At 71.0% G+C, this 17,260-nt stretch carries 22 protein-coding genes and 1 tRNA gene; 12 read left to right on the forward strand and 11 right to left on the reverse strand.

Annotated features, from left to right (window positions below):
* Window positions 1–8 precede the first annotated feature (8 nt).
* The 3 genes from IFU19_RS08935 (at window position 9) to IFU19_RS08945 (ending at window position 3,545) form a co-directional block, all read left to right on the forward strand.
* A complete protein-coding gene (locus IFU19_RS08935; RefSeq protein ID WP_055834000.1) occupies window positions 9–530 on the forward strand; it encodes a DUF3817 domain-containing protein in 522 nt (173 codons plus the stop codon).
* Complete coding sequence (gene guaA / locus IFU19_RS08940; RefSeq protein ID WP_055834003.1) at window positions 527–2,107, forward strand: glutamine-hydrolyzing GMP synthase; 1,581 nt, start codon at window positions 527–529, stop codon at window positions 2,105–2,107. Before IFU19_RS08935 ends, guaA begins: the two co-directional genes overlap by 4 nt.
* Before the next feature lie 70 nt (window positions 2,108–2,177).
* Window positions 2,178–3,545 (forward strand): glycosyltransferase, encoded by a 1,368-nt coding sequence (locus IFU19_RS08945; RefSeq protein WP_192013468.1) that lies wholly within the window; start codon window positions 2,178–2,180, stop codon window positions 3,543–3,545.
* Window positions 3,546–3,640: 95 nt separating this feature from the next.
* Here IFU19_RS08945 and IFU19_RS08950 read toward each other — a convergent pair whose 3' ends face one another.
* Entirely contained in the window at window positions 3,641–4,354 is a 714-nt protein-coding gene (locus IFU19_RS08950) for an MBL fold metallo-hydrolase (protein ID WP_192013469.1), read from the reverse strand.
* A 68-nt stretch (window positions 4,355–4,422) separates the two neighbouring features.
* Between IFU19_RS08950 and IFU19_RS08955 the strand changes: the two genes are divergently transcribed.
* Window positions 4,423–4,980: a TetR/AcrR family transcriptional regulator gene (locus tag IFU19_RS08955; protein ID WP_192013470.1), complete on the forward strand. Its 558-nt coding sequence runs from the start codon at window positions 4,423–4,425 to the stop codon at window positions 4,978–4,980.
* Here the strand turns inward: IFU19_RS08955 and ligD are convergent.
* On the reverse strand, window positions 4,947–6,176 hold the full coding sequence (gene ligD / locus IFU19_RS08960; RefSeq protein WP_192013471.1) for a non-homologous end-joining DNA ligase: 1,230 nt from the start codon (window positions 6,174–6,176) through the stop codon (window positions 4,947–4,949). The two genes, IFU19_RS08955 and ligD, sit on opposite strands and share 34 nt — an antisense overlap.
* Window positions 6,177–6,366: 190 nt before the next feature.
* Window positions 6,367–7,236, reverse strand: a complete 870-nt coding sequence (locus IFU19_RS08965; protein ID WP_192013472.1) for a Bax inhibitor-1/YccA family membrane protein — start codon at window positions 7,234–7,236, stop codon at window positions 6,367–6,369.
* A gap of 142 nt (window positions 7,237–7,378) precedes the next feature.
* Here IFU19_RS08965 and IFU19_RS08970 point away from each other — a divergent pair, with 142 nt between their 5' ends.
* The 4 genes from IFU19_RS08970 to IFU19_RS08985 all read left to right on the forward strand — a co-directional run bounded on the left by IFU19_RS08970 (window position 7,379) and on the right by IFU19_RS08985 (window position 11,545).
* Window positions 7,379–8,359, forward strand: a complete 981-nt coding sequence (locus tag IFU19_RS08970; protein ID WP_192013473.1) for a glycerophosphodiester phosphodiesterase family protein — start codon at window positions 7,379–7,381, stop codon at window positions 8,357–8,359.
* An 87-nt stretch (window positions 8,360–8,446) separates the two neighbouring features.
* A complete protein-coding gene (locus tag IFU19_RS08975; protein WP_192013474.1) occupies window positions 8,447–9,376 on the forward strand; it encodes an NAD(P)/FAD-dependent oxidoreductase in 930 nt (309 codons plus the stop codon).
* Between the two features lie 61 nt (window positions 9,377–9,437).
* Window positions 9,438–10,463: an ABC transporter ATP-binding protein gene (locus IFU19_RS08980; protein WP_192013475.1), complete on the forward strand. Its 1,026-nt coding sequence runs from the start codon at window positions 9,438–9,440 to the stop codon at window positions 10,461–10,463.
* Complete coding sequence (locus IFU19_RS08985) at window positions 10,460–11,545, forward strand: ABC transporter permease (RefSeq protein WP_192013476.1); 1,086 nt, start codon at window positions 10,460–10,462, stop codon at window positions 11,543–11,545. The genes IFU19_RS08980 and IFU19_RS08985 overlap by 4 nt, the downstream gene beginning before the upstream one ends.
* Before the next feature lie 113 nt (window positions 11,546–11,658).
* On the opposite strand, the gene IFU19_RS08990 is transcribed toward IFU19_RS08985, so the two are convergent.
* Both IFU19_RS08990 and IFU19_RS08995 read right to left on the reverse strand, forming a co-directional pair.
* The gene (locus IFU19_RS08990; protein ID WP_191915899.1) at window positions 11,659–11,865 is read right to left on the reverse strand and encodes a hypothetical protein; all 207 of its coding nucleotides are present in this window, start codon (window positions 11,863–11,865) and stop codon (window positions 11,659–11,661) included.
* A 54-nt stretch (window positions 11,866–11,919) separates the two neighbouring features.
* On the reverse strand, window positions 11,920–12,915 hold the full coding sequence (locus IFU19_RS08995; RefSeq protein ID WP_192013477.1) for a GTP-binding protein: 996 nt from the start codon (window positions 12,913–12,915) through the stop codon (window positions 11,920–11,922).
* A gap of 80 nt (window positions 12,916–12,995) precedes the next feature.
* Here IFU19_RS08995 and ykgO point away from each other — a divergent pair, with 80 nt between their 5' ends.
* The 4 genes from ykgO to IFU19_RS09015 all read left to right on the forward strand — a co-directional run bounded on the left by ykgO (window position 12,996) and on the right by IFU19_RS09015 (window position 14,013).
* A complete protein-coding gene (gene ykgO, locus IFU19_RS09000) occupies window positions 12,996–13,118 on the forward strand; it encodes a type B 50S ribosomal protein L36 (RefSeq protein WP_055834032.1) in 123 nt (40 codons plus the stop codon).
* A 20-nt stretch (window positions 13,119–13,138) separates the two neighbouring features.
* On the forward strand, window positions 13,139–13,327 hold the full coding sequence (locus IFU19_RS09005) for a hypothetical protein (protein ID WP_192013478.1): 189 nt from the start codon (window positions 13,139–13,141) through the stop codon (window positions 13,325–13,327).
* A gap of 84 nt (window positions 13,328–13,411) precedes the next feature.
* Complete coding sequence (locus tag IFU19_RS09010; RefSeq protein WP_070408504.1) at window positions 13,412–13,720, forward strand: ArsR/SmtB family transcription factor; 309 nt, start codon at window positions 13,412–13,414, stop codon at window positions 13,718–13,720.
* Window positions 13,717–14,013, forward strand: a complete 297-nt coding sequence (locus IFU19_RS09015; RefSeq protein WP_192013479.1) for a hypothetical protein — start codon at window positions 13,717–13,719, stop codon at window positions 14,011–14,013. The genes IFU19_RS09010 and IFU19_RS09015 overlap by 4 nt, the downstream gene beginning before the upstream one ends.
* Window positions 14,014–14,127: 114 nt before the next feature.
* Here the strand turns inward: IFU19_RS09015 and IFU19_RS09020 are convergent, their stop codons facing one another.
* From IFU19_RS09020 to IFU19_RS09045, 6 genes are all read right to left on the reverse strand, one after another.
* Entirely contained in the window at window positions 14,128–14,352 is a 225-nt protein-coding gene (locus tag IFU19_RS09020) for an RNA-binding S4 domain-containing protein (protein ID WP_055834045.1), read from the reverse strand.
* Between the two features lie 70 nt (window positions 14,353–14,422).
* A complete protein-coding gene (locus tag IFU19_RS09025; protein ID WP_191915801.1) occupies window positions 14,423–14,839 on the reverse strand; it encodes a hypothetical protein in 417 nt (138 codons plus the stop codon).
* Window positions 14,836–15,300 carry a helix-turn-helix domain-containing protein gene (locus IFU19_RS09030; protein WP_197978629.1) on the reverse strand — a complete coding sequence of 155 codons (465 nt, stop codon included), beginning with the start codon at window positions 15,298–15,300 and terminating at the stop codon, window positions 14,836–14,838. Before IFU19_RS09030 ends, IFU19_RS09025 begins: the two co-directional genes overlap by 4 nt.
* A gap of 65 nt (window positions 15,301–15,365) precedes the next feature.
* A tRNA-Met gene (locus tag IFU19_RS09035) sits at window positions 15,366–15,441 on the reverse strand.
* Between the two features lie 92 nt (window positions 15,442–15,533).
* Window positions 15,534–16,262 (reverse strand): GntR family transcriptional regulator, encoded by a 729-nt coding sequence (locus IFU19_RS09040; protein ID WP_192013480.1) that lies wholly within the window; start codon window positions 16,260–16,262, stop codon window positions 15,534–15,536.
* Window positions 16,243–17,148, reverse strand: a complete 906-nt coding sequence (locus IFU19_RS09045; RefSeq protein ID WP_055834071.1) for a DMT family transporter — start codon at window positions 17,146–17,148, stop codon at window positions 16,243–16,245. The genes IFU19_RS09040 and IFU19_RS09045 overlap by 20 nt, the downstream gene beginning before the upstream one ends.
* Window positions 17,149–17,260 lie beyond the last annotated feature (112 nt).

Consider the following 17,260-nt stretch of genomic DNA (forward strand, 5'->3'; position numbering starts at 1 on the left):
TGGCATCCATGCCCCGTGCCCCGAAGCTCGCCTCGTTCCCGGCGATTCGCGGAGCCCTGAAGTTCTACCAGATCTGCTCGGTCATCACCGGTATCGGCCTGCTGCTGCTGGTCGCCGAGATGATCCTGAAGTACACGCCCCTGCACATGGAGCTGTTCCTCGGCGGATCGGGTGGCTTCCTGTGGTTCGCGGATGCCATCCCCGGCCCCGATTGCCAGTGGTTCTCGCTCTTCGTGCCCTGGACCAACGAGTGCAGCATCCTCTCCACGGGTGACGGCGTCAACGTCTCTCTCGCGATCCTCGTCGCGCACGGCTGGTTCTACGTCGTGTACCTGATCTCGTGCTTCCGCGTGTGGAGCCTCATGCGCTGGCCGTTCCGTCGGTTCGTGTTCCTCGCCCTCGGTGGCGTGGTGCCGTTCCTCTCCTTCATCCTCGAGGTGCGCACCGCCCACGGCGTGCGCGCCTATCTCGCCGAGCGCGAGGCCGCCCTGGCATCCGCTCCCGTCTCTGCCCCGGAAGGCCAGCGGTGACCGAACAGACCGAAACGTCCCAGCGCCCCGTCCTCGTCGTCGACTTCGGCGCCCAGTACGCGCAGCTCATCGCGCGTCGCGTCCGCGAAGCGGGCGTGTACAGCGAGATCGTGCCGCACACCGCGACCGCCGCCGACATCGCCGCGAAGAACCCCGTCGGCATCATCCTGTCGGGTGGCCCGTCGTCGGTGTACGAAGAAGGCGCCCCCCGCCTCGATGAGGACGTCTTCGACCTCGACGTGCCGACGCTGGGTATCTGCTACGGCTTCCAGGTCATGGCGAAAGCCCTCGGCGGCGAGGTCGCCAACACCGGGCTCCGCGAGTACGGCGCGACCGACGCCACCGTCGTGACCGAGGGCACGTTGCTCGAGGGACAGCCCGCCGAGCAGAACGTCTGGATGAGCCACGGCGACCAGGTCTCGCGCGCACCCGAGGGCTTCGAGGTGCTCGCCCGCACCGCGCACACCCCCGTCGCAGCCTTCTCGAACGACGCCCGTCGCATGTACGGCGTGCAGTGGCACCCCGAGGTCAAGCACTCCGACCACGGACAGCGCGTGATCGAGAACTTCCTGCACAAGGCCGCGGGACTCCCCGCGGACTGGAACAGCGGCAACGTCATCGCCGAGCAGGTGGAGCGCATCCGCCAGCAGGTCGGCACCGGCCGCGTCATCTCGGCCCTCTCCGGCGGCGTCGACTCGGCCGTCTCGACCGCCCTCGTGCACGAGGCCGTCGGCGACCAGCTCATCGCCGTGTTCGTCGACCACGGACTCCTCCGCCAGGGTGAGCGCGAGCAGGTCGAGAACGACTACGTCGCATCGACCGGCGTCCGCCTCATCACCGTCGACGCACGCGAGACGTTCCTCGACGCCCTCGCCGGTGTCAGCGACCCCGAGCAGAAGCGCAAGATCATCGGCCGCGAGTTCATCCGCGCGTTCGAGAAGGTGCAGGCCGACCTCGTCGCCGAAGCCGCGGCCGAAGGGGAGCAGGTGCGCTTCCTCGTGCAGGGAACGCTCTACCCCGACGTCGTGGAGTCGGGCGGCGGTGCGGGCACGGCCAACATCAAGAGCCACCACAACGTCGGCGGTCTTCCCGAAGACCTGCAGTTCGAGCTCGTCGAGCCGCTGCGCACCCTGTTCAAAGACGAGGTGCGCGCGATCGGCCGCGAACTCGGGCTTCCCGAGGCCATCGTCGGCCGTCAGCCCTTTCCGGGGCCCGGTCTTGGCATCCGCATCGTGGGCGAGGTCACCGCTGACCGCCTCGAGATCCTGCGTGCGGCCGACGCCATCGCCCGCGCCGAGCTGACCAAGGCCGGTCTCGACGACGAGATCTGGCAGTGCCCCGTCGTGCTCCTCGCCGACGTGCGCTCGGTCGGCGTGCAGGGCGACGGCCGCACCTACGGTCACCCGATCGTGCTGCGGCCCGTCTCGAGCGAAGACGCCATGACCGCCGACTGGACGCGGCTGCCGTACGACGTGCTGTCGAAGATCAGCAACCGCATCACCAACGAGGTGCGCGACGTCAACCGTGTCGTGCTCGACGTGACGTCGAAGCCGCCGGGGACGATCGAGTGGGAGTGAGCTTCGGCTGACTCCTGACCCGCAGCGGTGCCGGCCGGGGAATCGGCGGCGCGTGGGGGAGGATGGGGGAGTGACTCTCGGCGACTTCCCCGACGCGTGGTACCTCATCCTGTCGAGTCGGCTCATCCCCGATCTCGACGGGGGGTACACGATCTCCACTCTCGCGCGCGCCGGGCAGATGGCCGAGGCGGGAGCAGCTCCGCTGCTGCTGACGGTCGACCCCGGCACGGCCGACGCGCACGCGGCGCATCGGGCGACCTTCGTCGAGCGCGGGGTGGCGGCGGCATCGGGCATGTTCCGGAACCTCTTCGACGAGGCCGTGGCACCCGACGGAGGAGCGGCCGCGTGGGTGCGGCAGGCGGCACGCCAGGGTGAGGCCGACCCGGCGTTCGAGTACCGGAGCGTCGCCGGGGGTGCCATCGAGCTGCCCCAGGTCGCGGACCCCGATTGGCACCTCACCACCGCACCCATCGTGATCCGGGATGCCGCGGGCGAGCCCGTCGGGGTCGTCGACGGATTCGGCGCCCTGTACCGCGCGTGGCTGACCTCGCTCGCGTCGGGCCTGCGCGCCGAGAACGACCGCCCCATCGTCGTCATCTGCGAGTCGCGTCAGCTCGGCGAGCTCATCGTGGGCTGGGGCGACGACCGCGCGCGGATCGTGCACACCGTGCACACCATCCATCTCGAACCGCCGTACCGGGATGACTCCGACCTCAACGCGCTGTGGACGCGATGGTTCCGCGTCGCCCCGCGCTTCGACGCGGTGCTCTGGCCGACGGACTACCAGCGGTGCGACGTGCGCGACCGCTTCGGCCCGTTGTCCCACGACCTCGTCGCCCCGCACGCCGTGATGGGTCCTGAGGTCAGCGTCCCCTCGGCCGATCGCGACGCGGGCCGGGTGGTCGTGCTCGGTCGCCTCGCGCCCGGTAAGCGGCTCGGGCACGCCATCCGTGCCTTCGCGCGCGTCTCGGCCGACGTGCCCGGGGCGCGACTCGAACTGTGGGGAGAAGGGGCGCAGCGCGCCGACCTCGAAGCCCTCGTCGCCGAGCTCGGCCTCGACCAGGTCGTGACGCTCCCCGGACTCACCACCGATCCCGGCGCGGTGCTCGATCGGGCCGCGGTGTACCTCACGACCTCGGCCTTCGAGGGGCAGGGGCTGGCGCTGGCCGAAGCCCTCGCCCACGGCACCCCGGTGGTCGCCTACGACATCCGCTACGGCCCGCGCGACATGCTGGCCGGGGGAGGCGGCATCCTGGTGCCCGACGCCGACGAAGATGCGCTCGTCGACGCGCTGCGGCGCGTGCTGACGGATGCCGCGCTGCGCGAACGCCTCTCGACCGAGGCCCTCGATGCGGCGACGACGCTGAGTCCGGCGCGGGCGATGCAGACGCTGGCGGCGGCGTGCGCAGAGGCGCTGTCGCGCGACCGGCGGCGCTGAGCCCGGCGGGGCGGGGCGCTGCGGCGACCACGGCTCGGACCCTGAGCCTCGACGGGGGCGGAGCGGCCGTCGCGCGCGAACCCCGCGAGCCCCGCTCAGCCGCGCGCGGCAGCCCTCACGGCGTCGGCGGCGGCGGACGGTGAGCCGTGGAAGGCGGGACCGTGCCCGGGCAGGACCCATTCGGCATCCAGTCCGGCGATGCGGTCGAGGGAGGCCATCGCCTCGGCGGGGTCGTCGGTGAACGGTGCGGGGGCGGCGCCCATGCGACCGGTGAGCACGTGGCGCGTGGTGAGCGCATCGCCGACGAACACCGCGCGCACGGCCGGGGAGTGCACGGCGATGCTCCCCGGGGAGTGCCCCGGCATGCCGACCACGCGGGGGCTGCCGGGAAGCTCGAGCACGCCGCCGTCGGAGACCTCGTTCACCTCGGTCAGCCACTGGGGGCGCACGCCCTTGCGGATCCCGTAGGCGGCGAAGCTGAGCAGCGGGCCGAGGCGCATCGGGCCCATGGCCGCCTTCGGCTTCGAGCCCCCGCGGGCGCGGTCGGCGTCGGCGGAGTGCACGTAGACGGGGACACCGTTCTCGCGGCGCAGGCGCTCGGCGAAGCCGACGTGGTCGCTGTCGCCGTGGGTGAGCACGACGCCGCGGATGTCGCCGGGGGTGCGGCCGATGGCATCCAGTTCTCGGAGCAGATCGGCGTGCATGCCGGGGAGTCCGGCGTCGACGAGGGTGATGCCCTCGGGGGTGACGATGAGGTACGAGGCGACGATGTCGTTGCCGATGCGGTGGAGCGACGGGGCGAGTCTCATGAGGGGCCTTCCTGGATGGCTACGAACGTTAGCCATGATAGCTTATATCCGTAGCCATGGGAGGAATCATGCCGACTCCGGAGAGAACGAGCCTCGATGAGATCGTCGATGCGGCAGCGCGACTGCTCGACGAGGGCGGACCGAGCGCCGTCACGATGCAGGCCGTCGCGCAGGAGGTGGGGGTGAAGGCGCCCTCGCTCTACAAGAGGGTGCGCGACCGCGAGACTCTGCTCGCGCGCGTCGGGGAACGGGCCGCCGACGAGCTCACCGCTCGGCTGACGGCGGCATCCGACGACCTCGACGCCCTGCTGATCGCGTTCCGTCGCTTCGGCCACGATCGTCCCGAGGCGTTCCGTCTGCTGTTCACGACGGTGGTGGATGCCGATCGCCTCGCGGCCACGAGCGCGCCGGTGCTGCGGGCGACCACGTCGGCGGTGGGCGAGAAGCACGCGCTCGACGCCGCGCGACTGCTGACGGCCTGGGCCACGGGCTTCGTGACCATGGAGCTCGGCGGGGCCTTCCGGCTCGGCGGCGACCTCGATCAGGCGTACGACTACGGTCGCGCCCACCTCGTCGCCTCGCTCTCGAACGCTCACGACGGGGATCGGCCGGCCCAGGGGTCGTAGTCGGCGATCAGGCCTTCCTGCGCCGGGCGCTCGGCATCCGGAACGTGCTGCAGGTTCACCCGCACGCGGTACCAGAGCGAGCTCGAGCCGCGCATGCCGTCGACGAGCACGTCGGCCGGGTGCAGGGCGGAGGTGGCGTCGGGATGCCGCTGCTTCCACGTCTCGAGTGCCTCCAGCGCCTCGGGCTTGGTCTTGGTGCGCGCGACCTCGATGAGCGGCATGATCGACGCTCGCCGGCCCGAACCGTCGCCGCCACGCGGGGGCTTCTCGGCCGGACCGAGCTCTTTCGCGAGGGCGAGGAGCGCGTCGAGAGACCCCGCCGCGTCGTCGATCCCGGCGTGCGGGTCTCCCAGGGTCGCGAAGCGCTCGGGCACGGTGAGCACGGTGAACTCGTCGGGGCGGCGGCTTCGCACCTCGTCCCAGGTCAGCGGTGTCGAGACGCGCGCGTCGGGGAGGGCGCGCACGGAGTAGGCCGACGCGACCGTGCGGTCCTTGGCGTTCTGGTTGAAGTCCACGAAGACGCTCTCGCCCCGCTCCTCCTTCCACCAGCGGGCGGTGGCGAGCCCGGGCGCGCGATTCTCGACCTCGCGGGCCAGGGTCTCGGCCGCGAGACGCACGTCGGCGAAGTTCCACTCGGGGCGGAGGCGCACGAGGATGTGCAGCCCGCGCGACCCCGAGGTCTTGGGCCAGCCGACGAGGCCGTGGTCTTGCAGGACGTCGCGGGCGATGAAGGCCACGTCGACGATCTGCGACCAGTCGACCCCCGGCATCGGGTCGAGGTCCACGCGCAGCTCGTCGGGATGATCGAGGTCTTCGGCTCGCACGGGATGCGGGTTGAGGTCGAGGCAGCCGAGGTTGACGACCCACGCCAGCCCCGCGGCATCCCGGATCACCGTCTCTTCCGCTGACGTGCCCGAGGCGTAGCGCAGGGTCGCGGTGTCGATGAAGGCGGGGTGGTTCTCGGGCACGCGTTTCTGGAAGAATGGCTCCTGGTCGAGGCCTTTCGAGAAGCGCTTCAGCACCATCGGCCGCCCACCGGCGCCCCGGAGCGCCCCCTCGGCGACGGCGAGGTAGTAGCGCACGAGGTCGAGCTTGGTGAGGCCGGGCTCGGCGAACACGACGCGATCGGGACTGGTGACGCGCACCTCGTGTCCGTCGATGTCGAGGATCTCGGCGGGCGTCTTCGCGGGGCTCATGACGCGACGCTAGCGCCGTGACGAGCGGCCGCGGCACCCCTTGCGGGCGCTCCTTCCCGTCGTTGAGTGTCCAGGACACGCCGTACGTCGGCCTGGTCGCGCGGCGTGTCCTGGACACTCAACGGGAAGGAGGAGCGGCGACGACGAAGGGCCGCCCCGAACGGGACGGCCCTCCGCGTGAATCGGTGCGTCAGTTGTTGCCGCGGATGATCGCGATCATGCGCAGGATCTCGACGTACAGCCACACGACGGTGACCATGATGCCGAAGGCGCCGACCCACGCGTAGACGCGCGGGGCGCCGTTGCGGACGCCGCGCTGGATCTGGTCGAAGTCGAGCACCAGCGAGTACGCGGCCATGATGACCACGAGCACACCGAGGATCAGACCGATCGGGATGCCGGCGATCGTGGCGCTGCGCAGGCCGAACGCCATTCCCTCGGGCAGCACGCCGAAGAGCATGAGGCCGACGTTCAGCAGGCTGAAGACGAGGTAGCCGACCATCGCGATCATGAAGATCTTGGTGGCACGCTTCGAGGCGCGGATCTTGCCGCTGGCGAAGAGGGCGAGGGTCACACCGACGACCGAGAGGGTCGCGAGGGTCGCCTGCACGACGATGCCGGGCATCATGAACTCGAAGAACGACGAGATTCCGCCGATGAACAGACCCTCGAACGCCGCGTACGCGATGAACACGGGGACCGACGGCTTCTTCTTGAAGATCGCGACCATGGCGAGCACGAAGCCGCCCAGGCCGCCGATGAGCATCGGAGCAACGCTCGGGTTGGGGTTGGCGACGCTGACGCCGCTCATCGTCCAGATCCAGCCGACGACGGCGGTGGCGACGAGGATGCCGAAGAGGGCCAGCGTCTTGAAGACGGTGTCTTCGACGGTCATGCGACCGGTCTGGGCTGCGCTCGCCGCGGGGGCGGCGTACGCCCCTTCGATCGACGCGTCTGCGGCGGGATCGACGGCCGGGGGCGGGCTGTAGCGCGTCTGGGCGCCACCGGCTCGAGGGTCCTGGAACGCCGGGTTGCTGAATGCCGGGTTGTTGAGGGCCACGGGAACTCACACTCCAAAGATGGTGATCACAGCACCGTGCTGTCAGACAACACTAGCCGAGGGGGCCGCGGGATTCCTTGTGCTGACTGGGATTCTGCTTTGAGCGGACCCGTTGTTCACCCGGCGTCGTTAGCGTGACGGAATGCCCCTCGTGATCGGCCATCGCGGCGCCCCCGGGTACCTCCCCGAGCACTCCCGCAGCTCGTACGCGCGGGCGATCGCCGCGGGAGTGGATGCCGTCGAGCCCGACGTCGTCCCCTCGAAAGACGGCGTACTGGTCGTGCGTCACGAGAACGAGATCAGCGCCACGACCGACGTCGCGACGCGTCGCGAGTTCGCCGACCGGCGTACGTCCAAGACGATCGACGGCGAGCGGCTCGAGGGGTGGTTCACCGAGGACTTCACCTGGGCGGAATTGCAGACCCTCCGGTGCCGGGAGCGCATCCCCGCGATCCGTCCCGCCAGCGCCGCCCACGACGACACCGAGCCCGTGCTGCGCCTGCGCGACGTGCTCGATCTCGCCCGCGAGGGGGGAGTCGGGGTGGTGCTCGAGATCAAGCACGCGGCCGCGTTCGCCCGTCTCGGCTTCGACGTGGCCGAGCTCGTGCGCGACGAGCTGCGCGCGGGCGGATGGGCCGATGCCGTCGACTCCCTCGTCATCGAGTCGTTCGAACCGCTGGTGCTCGCCCGGCTGCGCGACCTCGGCATCCGCGTTCCGCTGGTGCAGTTGATCGAGGCCGACGGCGCGCCGTGGGACCTGCGGGAACGCGACGGCGCCGATGCCACGGGGTACGCCGCCATGCTGACCCCCCGGGGGCTCGACGGGCTCGCCGCCGAGGTCGATGGCATCAGCCCCGACAAGCGCCTCATCCTCGCCCCCGACCGCTGGGGCCGCGCGCGCGGCCCGGCTCCGCTCGTGGCCGAGGCGCAGGAACGCGGTCTGCGCGTCTTCACCTGGACATGCCGTCCCGAGAATATGTTCCTGCTGCGCGCGTATCGGCGGCCCGGCGGCGCCGCGGCGTTCGGCGACCACCGCGCGGAATGGTCGGTGCTGCGCGACGCGGGGCTCGACGGGGTGTTCGTGGATAATCCCGACCTGGGGGTCGAGTTCTTCCGGAGCTGAGCGCGTCGAGTCGATCTGCGGGGCGCGGTGGATCGGAGGCCGCGCAACCCCGCCCCTCCACCTCGCATCACGCGGGAGGATGACCGCATGACAGTGGATGTGACGGTCGTCGGCGGCGGGATCTCCGGGCTCGCGTGCGCGCGAGCGGTGCAGGATGCCGGGAGGTCGGTGCGCGTGCTCGATCGGGGGCGCCGCGTGGGTGGGCGCCTGGCGAGCCGCACGATCGACGGGCGCGCGGTCGATCTCGGCGCGTCGTACTTCGTCGTGGGCGAGGCGGAGCGCTTCGGTCATCTCGTCGCCGACTGGGAGGAACGGGGACTCGCCCGTCCCTGGACCGACACCTTCTCCGTCATCGACGCCGACGGCGGGCAGACGCCCAAGCCCGGTCCGATGAGATGGGCGGCTCCGCTGGGCTCGCGTTCGCTGACGCTCGACCTGGCCGAGGGGCTCGACGTGGTGTCGGAGCACGCCGTCGAGCGCGTCGAGCCCTTTCGCGTCGACGGTCGCGATGCAGGCGAGGTGGTGCTCGCGATGCCCGCCCCTCAGGCTGCGCGGTTGACGGGCGAGGCTCCGGGTGGCGCTCAGGACTGGGAGCCGGTCATCGCCGTGGTGCTCCGGTGGGACGACAGGCAGTGGGATGCCGACCTGCACGGTGCCTTCGCCGACGGCGACGCCGACGTGTCGTTCCTCGCCGACGACGGCGATCGTCGCGGCGACGGTGCTCCCGTGCTCGTGGTGCACACCACCGCCGACCGCGCCCGACGGCACCTCGATGACCCCGACGCGGCGATCGCGTCCGTCGTCGCGGCGACCCGTCGACTTCTGCGGATCGATGCCGATCCCGTCGCCGCGCGCGCCCACCGCTGGACCTTCGCCCGACCCGTCGAGGCGACCGGGGAGCCGTTCTTCCGCTCGCCCGGGCTCTCGGCCTGCGGTGATGCGTGGGGAGAGAGTGCGGCGGTGCGCACCGCGTGGGCGTCGGGCGACGCTCTCGGCCGGGCGCTGGCGGCATCCTGAGTCCTGGCATCCGCGAATCGCGAGACGAGCCACGTCGGAGCCCCCCTCTAGGGTGGGGGCCATGGACGCCGGTATCGAAGTCGCGGGAGTGAGACGGTCATTCGGTTCGGTGCAGGCCGTGCGGCAGGTGACGTTCACCGCCGCACCGGGCCGCGTCACGGGCCTGGTCGGACCGAACGGCTCGGGCAAGACCACGCTCATGCTCATGCTGGCGTCTCTGCTGCGGCCCGACGACGGTGAGCTGCGCATCGGCGGCATCGACCCGGTCGCCCACCCGGCCGGTGTGCGACGCGTGCTCGGATGGATGCCGGACTCCCTGGGCGCGTGGCCGAGCCTGACGGCGCGAGAGGTGCTGGTGGCGACCGCGCAGCTCTACGACCTGTCGCGTGACGCCGCGCGTTCCCGCGCCGACGAACTTCTCGAGCTCGTCGACCTGACCGCGCTCGCCGCGGCACCTGCCCGCGTCTTGTCGCGTGGACAGAAGCAGCGTCTCGCTCTGGCCCGCGCGCTCGTCCACGACCCGCGCGTGCTGTTGCTCGACGAGCCGGCCTCGGGCCTCGACCCGCAGGCGCGCATCGCGCTGCGCGTGCTGTTGCGACGCCTGGCCGCCGAGGGACGCACGATCCTGATGTCGAGTCACGTGCTGTCCGAGCTGGAGGAGGTCGTCGACGACGCCGTGTTCCTGGTCGACGGACGCACCGTCGCGGGCGACCGCATCGCGGCGGCGGCGACGCGCGTGCGGGTGTGGCGCGTGCGACTGGCGACCGACTCCTTGAGGTCGGTCGAGGCGGCGCGCGGAGATATCGCGGCGGCCCTCGGCCGCTCCGGCGACGAGATCGGTCTCGACCGGCGCGATGCTCTCGTGCCGTTCGCCGACGACGCGGGTGCCGTCGCAGGGCTGCGCGCTCTCGTCGGCGCGGGCCTGCCGGTGGTGGAGTTCGCTCCCGCCGTGGGTGATCTCGAGCACGCCTTCCTCGACCTGCGGTCCGAGTCGGCGCCGCCCCCGCCTCCGCCGGGTGCCCCCGCACAGGGGCCGACGGCGCCCGCCGTGCCCGATGACCGCGACGACGAGGGGAGCCGCGCATGAACCCGCACCGCCTGCGCACGATCATCGGCATCGAGCTGCGTCAGCGCGTCCGCTCGGTGGGCTGGTACGTGCTGCTCGGGATCTTCGCCGCGATCCTGCTCGGTGTCATGGTGCTCTCGCTCGCCGCGTTCTCGCTCTGGAGCGGCGGCAACGAGTGGTTCTTCTCGCTCGTCATCATGCTCGTGCTCCTGCTCGTGCTGCTGGTGTCGCCCACGCTCAGCGGCAGCGCGGTCAACGGCGACCGCGACGGCGCGACCCTTGCTCCGGTGCAGGTGACGCTCGCCACGACGACCGAGATCGTGATCGGCAAGTTCCTGGCCGCCTGGATCTCCGGTCTCGCCTTCCTCGTCGTGGCCGTGCCCTTCCTCGTCGTGTCGACGTTCGCCGGGGCGCTGAATCCGGGCGTGATCGTGAGCTCGCTCGGCATCCTGATCCTCGAGGTGGGCATCGTCGCGGCGATCGGGGTGGGTTTCAGCGCGGTGGTCGCGCGGCCCATCTTCTCGGTGGCCAGCACGTATCTGGTGGTCGCCGCGCTCACCATCGGCACGCTGCTCGCCTTCGGATTGGGCGGCGCCGCTCTGCGCACGCCGCAGGTGACGGTGAGTCGCGACGTCGACTGGAACGCGGTGCCCACCGGCTGCGACCCGGGCGCGCCGAGTCCCGGGGCGGGGTGCCCCACCTACGACGAACTCGAGTGCGTCGAGTCGAGGTCGTACGGCGAGACCCCGCGCTTCGACCGCGTGTGGTGGCTGCTCGCGGCCAACCCCTTCGTGATCCTTGCGGATGCCACGCCTCCGACGTATCGCGACGGCTACCCGTCCGACCTGTTCTCGCAGATCGCCGCGGGCGTGCGCCTCGCGCAGATCGAGCCCGACCCGGCGCCGCGCTACGACGCCTGCGCCGACCCCGCGGGCAGCGCATACGACTACCCGACCACCGAGGAGCAGCTCGCCGGCACCGCGCCGAGCTGGTTCGTGGGGCTGCTGCTGCAGGCGGTGGTCGCCGGTGGACTGCTGTGGTGGGGAATCTCCCGCACGCGCACGCCCGCGAAGCGCCTGCCGCCGGGGACGCGGATCGCGTAGCGGCCGAGCGGAACCCGCTCCGAAGCCGCTGCCGTCGACGGGACTCGCGTCACCGGTCGGTGCAGGAGGAGCGCCCGGGCAGATGCGCGCCGGGCGCTCCGATCACCGCTAGTTCAGGCGTGACCCTCGGCGGCAGGGAACCCGGGGTCGTCCGCCGGGGCGTCGCCGTCGAGCGCGTCGCCCGTCTGGTTGTCGAGTTCGACGTGTTCCTCGGACTCGGCGGCGTCTTCGCGCACCTCGTCGGTCACGGCGTCGGTGGGGGCGGCGGAGTCGGCGTGGGCGTCGTCGGAGTGGCGGGAGGGGATCTCAGGAGTGCTCATGCCGCCACGTTGCCCCACGCCGCCGCCACGGTGAACCGGCTTGACAGGTCGTCGTCAGTCGGTGGCATCGGGGATCGACGACTCCACCGCGGGCCAGGCCGGCAGCGGGTCGTCGAACAGCGCCCAGGCCGTGGGGCCGCTGGCGAGCTCGTCGTCAGTGAGAGCGGCCCGGTCAAGAACGTGCGCGAGCTTCGGCGCCGAGAGGTCGAGGCCGGTGAAGGCGATCTCTTGGCCCATGCCCATGAGTCCGTCGTCGGCACCGATCGGCTCGAGCCACATCGCCGAGCCGACGTGCTCCCACCGCGCCAGGATGCCGGGGCGTGAGGCCAGGCGACAGAATCCCGCGGAGCGCACGAGGCGTCCGGCGGCGCCGTCGTCGAGCCGGTCGAGCGCGGCCGACAGGCGGGCCGGATGGAACGGCCGCAGCTGCTCGTAGCGCACCGTCATGACGCGGTTGTCGCGCATGTAGGGGTCGTGCTCGGCGTTGAGGGCGTGCACCCAGCCCGCTCGCTCGAGGATCTCGCCGTCGCGGGGAGCTTCCGAGTGCAGGTCGCTGAGCGGATCGCGCGACAGGCGCACCACGGCGGTGGGGTTCAGGTGCGAAGCGAGGGCCATCTGCACGGAGAGGGCCGCGGTGGGCACCTGCTCCCAGTTGATCCAGACGATGCGTGTCGCCAGCTCCAGGGCCAAGGCCGCCTGCCGCGCGCGTGCACCGACGTCGGCGCGGGTGTCGCCGGGACGAGCGGATGCCACGAGGGGCGCCTCGTCGAGCAGGTCGCCCACCATGTGTCGGGCGTCGACGACGCAGACCGCTTCGACCTCGGCGCCGCCGCGCGAGGCGATCGCGTGGATGAGGTCGACGTCGGTGCCCAGGTCGACGACGGCGTGCGCGGTGCTCGGGCGTGACCGCGGGTGGGGAAGGGCGTGGGAGGACCGGAGGTCGGCGAAACGCAGCAGGTGCAGCGGGCGATCGAGCGCGACAGCGGTGCGTTCGGCGTAGGCCCGGCGTTCCGGTGCGCAGACGCCGAGGATGGCGATCGTGCGGTGCATGGCATCCACCTCTCGTTTGTCAGGGGGCTCCCGACACCCTACCGTGTTAGTGATAACAGTTATCAACAAGGAGGATCCCCATGAAAGTTCGCGCTTCGCTCGCGTCGCTCAAGAAGCAGCCCGGTGCGCAGGTCGTTCGCCGCCGCGGTCGGGTGTTCGTGATCAACAAGCAGAACCCGCGCTTCAAGGGGCGTCAGGGGTGACGCCTTCGTAGAATCGCCCCATGGAACTCGGGGCGCTCGCTGTGGGGATCGCCATCGGTGTCGCGGTGGTGGGCGCGGGGCTCGGCATCGGGCGCCGCGCCCAACGGCGACGCGACGACGATGACATTCGCGCGGCGGCCGAAACGGCGTGGATGCGGGCCGCGTTCGGCGAGGGTCGGTCGAGCGGAGGCCGCGACGACCTGCCGTGACGTGCCGTCGGCACGCGAACGAGAATCGCTCCCAATAGCCTGAACACATTGCAATTCGTGCATGTGTATGGTCGAGTGGATGCCGTGGACAAGATCGCGGGACTCGACGAAGCCGCGGAACTGTTCAAGGTTCTGGGCAACGAGTCGCGTCTCGCGCTCGTGTGGCTCCTGAGCCGCGAACAGCTCACGGTCAGCGTGCTCGCCGAGCAGGCGGGCCTGTCGCAGCCGTTGGTGTCGCAACACCTGCGGACACTGCGCCAGGCGGGCTTGGTGAGCTCGGAGCGCGAGGGGAAAGAGATTCGATACGCCCTCGCCGACCAGCATGTCGCGCACGTCGTGCTCGATGCGATCGCCCACGTCCAGGAACCGAACGACCAGGGGAACGAACAATGAGCACCACCGAAACCCACGCCGAGCACTCCGTCGACGAGCACGCCCACGGCGACGACTGCGGCCACCAGAAGATCGAGCACGGCGACCACATCGACTACGTGCACGGCACGCACCACCACGCCCTGCACGGTGACCACTACGACGAGCACGAGTCGAAGGCCGAGCACACCGTCGACGAGCACCGTCACGGCGACGACTGCGGCCACGAGAAGATCGAGCACGACGGCCACGCCGACTACGTGCACGACGGCCACCGCCACTCGATGCACACCGACCACTACGACGAGCACTGATCCGCCGCTGAGCCAAGCGGCATCCCGTGTCACGAGCTCGGGATCTCGCCTGTCGGGCCCGCCTCTCCTTCGGGGGGAGCGGGCCTTCCTCGTGTCAGAGGGGGCGCGGTGACGTCACGGCTGGACGCGGAGCGACTGCCCCTCGAACGTCACGACATCGCCGACCTGCAGCTGTCGCCCGCGCTGGCGTTCGACTTCGCCGTTCACCTTGACGTACCCGTCGATGATCGCCTCTTTGGCGTCTCCGCCGGAATCGACGATGCCGGCGAACTTGAGGAACGCGCTCAGACGAATGCTCTCGCTGCCGATGAGGACGTCCTGGGGTGCGGGGCTGGTCATCGCTCCAGTCTGGCACCGGTCACGGCGCGGGCGCGGGTTCCGAACACCGGGCCTTCCGAGGCGGCGGCGCTCAGCTTGACGCCGACGCCTGGGCTGCGAGCCTCCATCGGTTCACATGGGGAGGCAGCTCGGTGGTCAGAGTGACCCAGAAGAACTCGTCGTTCATCGCGCGGTAGCCGGAATGCGAGGCGATGTTGCGCATCGTCTTCAGGGCGGTGAACACCTCGTTCGGGGTGGTCGCCAGGAAGTCGGCGAACTCGTCGGTCTCGAAGAGCGCGGCCGCCCGGATGATCGCCATCGAGCCGGACGCGTACGCGGGAGAGTTGCGCTGGAATGCGTCCCTTCCACCGCTCGTCGCGTGGGTGAGGAACGCGTCGATCGCGTCGACGCTGTTCAGGAAGTTCTCCTGCGAAACGTCTTTCCGTGGACGATCGGTGCGGGGTGCACGAGTGAAGGGCTTGGCCGGCACGGGCTCGGAACCCGTCACAACGCGGCCATCGGCGTCGAGTCGAGGAATGCGGGGCGCCGCTCGTCGTCGACGATCACGTCGACGGAGAATCCGGTGAGCTTTTCGACGGCATTCACGAACGCGGCGATGTCGAAATAGCCGCGCCCGCTCTCGACGCGGGCGAGCAGGTCGATGTCCGATGAGAAGTGATCCGCTCCCGTGGCCACCGAGCCGAAGACACGGATGTCACGGAGCCCGTGACGGAGTCCGGCCTCGACGATCGCCCCGGCATGCTCTTCCACGGCCAGACTCGGCCGGTAGTCGGCGGCGCGGAGGAGGCGCTCGAAGGCGTCGGCACTGGGGTTCCTCGTCCCGGATTCCACGGCTGCCACATTGGGCTGGCTCATACCCGCGGCTCGCGCCAGATCGGCCTGAGACATCCCCCGGTCGAGGCGAGCGGCTCGCACCAGCTGCGACGCTCGGCTGTGGTCGAAAGTCACTGTCACGGTATACCTCCGTGATATAGCCTACGCGTGGCGACCTTCTCGTGCCCGTGGTGCGGAAGTGGACGCGACGGCGGGAGTCGAACCCGCCACGCCTTCGGTTATGAGCCGAGGCCCGGGACCGCCCGGATCGCCGCGATGTGCCCTCACGCTAACCCCGACCGCGGACGCACGGTGCGGGCGTTGCGAGAAGTGACGACAGATGTCGCCGTGTGGCGCTCGACCCCGTGTCAGCGCGCGCGCCGCCCGTCGATGATCGCTCGCGTCGAGTGGGCGAGGTGCGCGCGCACGGCCCGCTCGGGCTCGTCCAGTGCCGCTCGCACGTAGGCGCGATGCTCGGCCGTCAGCGTCCCCGGTGCATACGCCGGGCGCACGTGGGTGAGCAGCAGGTGCATCTCGGAGTCGAGGCGCCGGTACTCCTCGGCGATCCGCGGGCTGCCCGCGGCATCGACGAGGGCGAGGTGCACACGGGCGTGCGCGTCGAGCGTGGCGGGCCAGTCGCCCGAGGCCTCGGCGTCGGCGAGGGAATCGAGCGCCGCGTCGACGTCGGGCGGATGGATGCCGCGATCCCGCACGATCCGCAACGCCTCGGTCTCGAGGGCGCAGCGCAGCTGCTGCAGCGCGATGAGTGCGGCGTCGTCGAGCAGCGAGACCCGCACGCCTCGATAGGGCTCGGCGGTGACGAGGCGTTCGCCGGCCAAGCGGGTGAGTGCGGTGCGAGCGGTGTGGCGCGAGACGCCGTGCGTCGCGCTCAGCTCCTCTTCGCGCAGCGGGGTTCCGGGGGCGAGATCTCCCGACAGGATGCCGGAGCGCACCGCGTCGGCGACGAGGTCGGCGGCGCGGGGGCCGGGGGAATCCGCGGTGGCGCGGCCGGGTGCCGCCGAGACGCGGGTGTCCCGCCCGGCACCACCGTGTCCAGCCGCGGCGCGGGCGGAGGCGTCACGCGCGGGCCGTGGCATCCGGAACCTCCTCGCGACGACGTGACGGAACGGACACCACGGCGAGGCCCACGGCGATGAGCGCGAGGCCGACGGCTCCCATCGGGGTGAGCTGCTCGTGCAGCACGAACAGCCCGAGCAGCGTCGCCGCGAGGGGCTCGGCGAGCGTGAGGGTCGAGACCGTGACGGCGGTCAGCCGTGCGAGCCCCCAGCCGAACAGCAGGTAGGCGATCGTCGTCGTGACCACTCCGAGCCAGAGCGCGAGCGCGAGGCCGTTAGGAGTGAGCAGCCAAGAGGACCCGGCTAGCAGCAGCACCGGCAGGCTGGCCACCGCGGCGACGCCGAAGACCGTGCCCATAACGCGGGTGGAGTCCCACCCCCTCTCGATCAGCGCCTTGCCGCACACCGTATAGAGGGCATACGACATTCCTGCGCCCGCCGAGGCGAGGAGGCCGCTCGGAGCGAGCGCGATCGAGCCGCCGGTGACTCCCGACACCAGCACGACACCGGCGAGGGCGATGGCGGTGGCGAGCATCCAGCGCGGCGAGGGGGCGCGACGCAGGCGCACGGCATCCACGATTCCGGTTGCGATCGGCGCGGAGCCGAGCGCCACGACCGTTCCAATGGCGACGCCGTTCTCGCGCGTGCCGAGGAAGAAGAGGGGTTGGTAGGCGAGCACGCCGATCGCTCCGAGTGCGACGAGTCCGCTGACGGATCCGCGCATCACCCGCAGCGGGGGAGTCGGCGCGCGCCGCAGAAGGGCGACGAGACCCAGGATGCCGCCGCCCACGACGATCCGCGCGGCACCGACCGCGACGGGGGAGGCGTCGACGCCTGCCAGCGCCTGTGCCGTACCCGTGGTCGAAAAACACAGGGCCGCCGCGAGAACGGCGAGGGCGGGCAACATGAATTGATTGTTACACAATCTGCAATTCAGGGTGCTGGCGGACGCGGAGCACAACGGCGGACGACGAAGAGGACGCGCCGAGTCCGAACGGACCGTGTCGGCGTGTCGGCGA

Origin of the sequence: Microbacterium sp. CFBP 8794 (assembly GCF_014841235.1) — a bacterium.
Lineage (GTDB): Bacteria > Actinomycetota > Actinomycetes > Actinomycetales > Microbacteriaceae > Microbacterium.